This window comes from Fibrobacter sp. UWB12 (assembly GCF_900142485.1).
Lineage (GTDB): Bacteria > Fibrobacterota > Fibrobacteria > Fibrobacterales > Fibrobacteraceae > Fibrobacter.
Map to the genome: position 1 here is coordinate 1 of NZ_FRAZ01000019.1, position 4,250 is coordinate 4,250.

At 37.8% G+C, this 4,250-nt stretch carries 6 protein-coding genes and 1 rRNA gene; 5 read left to right on the plus strand and 2 right to left on the minus strand.

Annotated features, from left to right (window positions below; all coding sequences use genetic code 11):
- The 4 genes from rrf to BUA34_RS15525 all read left to right on the plus strand — a co-directional run.
- Nucleotides 1–90: ribosomal RNA gene (gene rrf, locus BUA34_RS15510) — 5S ribosomal RNA — on the plus strand; the annotation flags it as partial.
- Nucleotides 91–426: 336 nt separating this feature from the next.
- Complete coding sequence (locus BUA34_RS15515) at nt 427–1,284, plus strand: hypothetical protein (protein WP_072831177.1); 858 nt, start codon at nt 427–429, stop codon at nt 1,282–1,284.
- Between the two features lie 82 nt (nt 1,285–1,366).
- Nucleotides 1,367–1,753 (plus strand): hypothetical protein, encoded by a 387-nt coding sequence (locus BUA34_RS15520; protein ID WP_139255968.1) that lies wholly within the window; start codon nt 1,367–1,369, stop codon nt 1,751–1,753.
- A gap of 63 nt (nt 1,754–1,816) precedes the next feature.
- On the plus strand, nt 1,817–2,233 hold the full coding sequence (locus tag BUA34_RS15525) for a hypothetical protein (RefSeq protein WP_072831181.1): 417 nt from the start codon (nt 1,817–1,819) through the stop codon (nt 2,231–2,233).
- Nucleotides 2,234–2,584: 351 nt separating this feature from the next.
- Here the strand turns inward: BUA34_RS15525 and BUA34_RS15530 are convergent, their stop codons facing one another.
- Entirely contained in the window at nt 2,585–3,175 is a 591-nt protein-coding gene (locus BUA34_RS15530) for a hypothetical protein (RefSeq protein WP_072831183.1), read from the minus strand.
- 13 nt (nt 3,176–3,188) lie between these two features.
- Nucleotides 3,189–3,908: a hypothetical protein gene (locus BUA34_RS15535; protein WP_072831185.1), complete on the minus strand. Its 720-nt coding sequence runs from the start codon at nt 3,906–3,908 to the stop codon at nt 3,189–3,191.
- 115 nt (nt 3,909–4,023) lie between these two features.
- Here BUA34_RS15535 and BUA34_RS16030 point away from each other — a divergent pair.
- On the plus strand, nt 4,024–4,250 hold a 227-nt coding region (locus BUA34_RS16030), incomplete at its 3' end, for a hypothetical protein (protein WP_217650193.1).

Consider the following 4,250-nt stretch of genomic DNA (forward strand, 5'->3'; position numbering starts at 1 on the left):
CACCCGTTCCCATCCCGAACACGGAAGTTAAGCCTCAGATCGCCGATGGTACCTGGCCCCCGGGCCCGGGAGAGTAGGTCGCCGCTGGATTCACGGGCCCCCTGAGCAAACGCTCGGGGGGCCCTTTCTTGTTTATACCGCTCGGCTCTATTGCAGGACGGGACTCCGTCTTCGCCTCGCTCTCGCGGCCACGGCGTGTTAGTACACGCCGCTTGTCGCTCACGGCCCTTGCCGAAACACGGCGAGCGGGGCTTTTTCTTTTTTTTACCCGCCGCGCGTTTATATCCCCCGCGAATCCCGCGGCACCGCCGCGCCTGTCATTCCCGGCACCGACCGGGAATCCCCTTGCGCAGCCCTCACGCTGTCACCCCGGACTTGTTCATCTTTTGCGCTATTTTGTTCATAGCTTTTTTGTACTTTTAGCACATGTTTCCGAACAAACTTTTATTTCTGTTCATCACACTTTTCCTCCTTGCCGCTTGCAACGAGGAAAAAGATTCCAGCCCCTTTAAATCGAGTGAAATAGTACTAGAAGTCAATTCCGAAAATTTTGCGTTAAATGGAAAAGTCATTGGCAATACGCTAGAAGATATTTTTCAGATTGATGATATTTTAATTGCTCCACTTGATGATGAATTCAAAAAAATGAGAGAAAATAACGTAAAACTCCGAATTCGTTTCAGTGAAGATGTTTATTATAGTGTGTTTGACAAGATTCTGAGAACAGCTGTCCATAATAGTATGCAGCCTATTCGTTACACGATAGGCTCAAATTCTAGTAATGTTTATATCTATGACATTCGAGAAAAACTACGGAATGTTGAGTGGAAAGACGAGTGGGCGAATTTTTGTTTTGTGACTCTTTTTGAAAAGAAAGAACTTATCTCTGTTCTTGAATTTGGTAATAGTGATTATTTTTCGAATCAAAAATTAATGAATGATACTACATATAGGTCCTCAAAATTAAAGTGTACTCAAAACTATATGAATTTGTCCGTTCTTTTCCCTGTAAAAAATTCGGATTCTAAGTACCGAGTTGTTTTTTATGAGACTGATTCGATTTTGCCCAAAGTGTATGATTTGAAAAATGAGGCTGATTTATTGAATGTTCTTGAAACCGTTCGGAAAAATGAAAATTTGCAAAGTAAAAAAGATTATGATTGGATAAATATTTTTGTGAGAGATTCAGTGGATAAGGTTATGACTTTGAATAGGGTTGAACCTTTGATAAAAATTATGGCCAATTTAGGCTATCGAATGCTTTTTACTGATGGTGGGTTTTAGGATGTTCAATTTTTCTAGAGCTTTTTTGTTATTCCTCTCCCTCATCCTTCTCGCGGCTTGCAACGAGGAGAAGAAGGAATTCATGACTCCGAAACCAGACGAACCTGTCGTGGACGTGAATGTCGATGAATATTCGTTGAACGGAACGGTTCTCGGTAAGACAGCCATTGATATTTCTGCTAATCAAGAGCTCTTGATTGTGCCTCTTGAAAGTGAGCTAAAAAAGAAAAGAAAAAACGAAGAAGAGGAAGCTTTAAAAAACAACCAACCGGTTGATGAATTTGGTGTTGCAAAGTTACATGTCGATGAAAATCTTTCTTTCGATGACTTTTATAAAATCACCGCTACAATGGGTTTTGTTGGTTATTCGACAATTAATTATGTGATTGGCGAAAATTACAAAGATGTTTATAACGTGAAATTACCTACAAGTTCTAGTCCTTGTTATTGTACTTTTTTTGTTCATTGACATGTGCCTTTTTTAAGGTATAAGTATGGGCGTCATCGCTCCAAGCTGTTACTTAATGAAATTTTGAGTGCCAAGAATGATCACAGAGAATCTGAAATAGAATGTTTTAAAGATTATAAAGCTTTGGATATGATGTTGACGTTTTATCGATCAAAAGATGACATTACTTATGTTGTTAGCTTAAATGAAGATGTTTTGAAAGAGAATAGTTCATTTCATGGTTATGACTATCATTCCTTTAATAATCTAGAAGATTTGTGGAAATTTTTAGCGGAAGTCCGTTCTAGAGAAGAAACGTTTAATCAAAAGAATCCTCCAAAAGAAATAAAATGTGCTCAGGACTTACTAGAAAGTCAGATGAAAATACTTTTTGAAAAAGATGTCTTAATGAAAGATATTGCTCCAATAATCAAAGGATTGAATACCCTTGGATATAGCGGAAATCGAATTATTTTGTATAAGTCAAATGAAAAACGCTAGCTTTTAGCTGTCCATTCTTGAATATTCCAACTTACCACATTGATAAAAAATCCATAAAAATATCCAAAAAGTAATCATTTGTGTTCAAAACTATTTGTAGTTTAAAAATGTAGGCGGACGTAACAGTTCGTCTCGGGGTTAAAAAGAGGATACTGCTATGGAAAACAAAGATGTTGAAATTAAGAAATATAGTCCCATCGTCGAAACCGTATGGGGTATCCTTCTTTTGATGCTGAGCTGTGCTCTCATCGTTTTTGGTGCTTAGTTGCGCTTAAATTTGCTGAATAGCAAGAAAGTCCGTCTTTGTTGGAGACGGACTTCTTTTTTTTGCCTAAATTTCGAAATTTCTATTTAATTGCCAACGGGCTTTACGCCTTCAATCGCCTCAATTAACCAATCTATGACTTTGCTTTCTGATTCTCTGTTGCTGTTGAATTCTATGGCTACGATGCTTCTTTTAGGCGTAACCGTAATAGCTTCGCAGTTGAGTATGGAAGAATTTTTGGGAATTATACAGGCATAGCCGTAATTTTTCTCTTGTTTGTATGTCGTATTTTTGCGTTCTTCACCTGGAAACCTACGGCTGAATGAATAATTGATGATATAATCTATGAGTGTAGAATCGCTTTCGTTTTGCGGAGGTTGGAAATTTCCTTCAGTGACGATAAACGATGATGGCAAAGTTTTAATTCTAATGGCGATGTTGTCTTTTGCAAAATCGAATTGTGCAAAGTTTTTTTCTGAAGAGTAAAGAGGTCTTTCGTATGCGAATTCATTTCTCAAGTACGACAAGTCCATTTCAAGAGGTTCCGGAATATCAGTATAGACATAATGGAACCCGGTCAGGAAATATTTTTTTAATTGGGTATGTGAATTTGAACTCGCACATCCACTGATGATGAGCGTGGCTGAAATGAAACCGATAGATAGTAGTTTGTTCATATTTCTCCTTTATTTAAAATGCAAGATTTCGCCATTGACAATCACTGATTGGAGGAATGAATCGATTGTTGTAATAATCAATACAATATTGTGGATCTTCTGCTGTAGCGCAATTCCTATCGCGAATTTCAATGAGCTTGTCATAAACGTCCTTATTCTGCGTAGCCCTGCTTGGAAGAGACCATTCAAGACAACTGAAGCAACAGGTAATGCCTGGTACGTAATATGATTTTTTCATTTTCTCAATAACTTTTGTGTCGCCTGTTGCTGAAAAATACGCCCAATGCGCATCGACTTCTTCGGCCTTGCAAGTAATAGTGTCCTGAAAAAGGGGATGACTTTGAACAATGTCATCGATACCTTGTTGGGTCGGAAGCCCCGCCGGAAATTCTCGATGATAATCCTTTTGCTGTTTGGAATCTAAGTGACTTAAAATCCATTTTTCGTCAATATGATTATGGTTCCTGATGCTTAAGATGTTGATGAGTATTTTTATGTATTCCTTGGCGGTCTTTACGTTGAGCGTGTTTTGGCGAATGAGGGCTACAATTAAATCGTTTGTATATTGCGGATTCATTTTATAGGCATCGTTTGTGAAAAGCTCCAATGAATCGGCAACGGCAGGAGCTAAATCGTCGCGTTTGATATTCTCATTAAATTTGGCTTGAAATAGCGAACAACTAGAAAGGATGATTGCTGCCAGAAAAAGGGATAGAATTACTTGTTTTTTCATATTTTTAATGAATACGTTGTATGTTAATATATAAAAAGATATAGTCTGCACGTTTTTATTCTTGTGCGATTCGAAAAAAAGTTAATAGAATGTCAATATCTTGTAGTTTTGATGGATGGAAAAGATTTTTCTCAAAAAAAGTGAAAAAAAGTTGATTTTTTTTACGCTAACCCCTTGTTTTTATTCCAGAAAATTCTATAATTGGTCTCACCCTCGAAACGATGGTCAAAACGAAGAATCGAGAGTAAAAACGAAAGCCTGCAAGACTTTCGGGAAGATTGAAGGAATCGGAGATGTGCTTAGTGACGGCCCAAGAAAATTTCTTGGAAGTCAAATTAATCA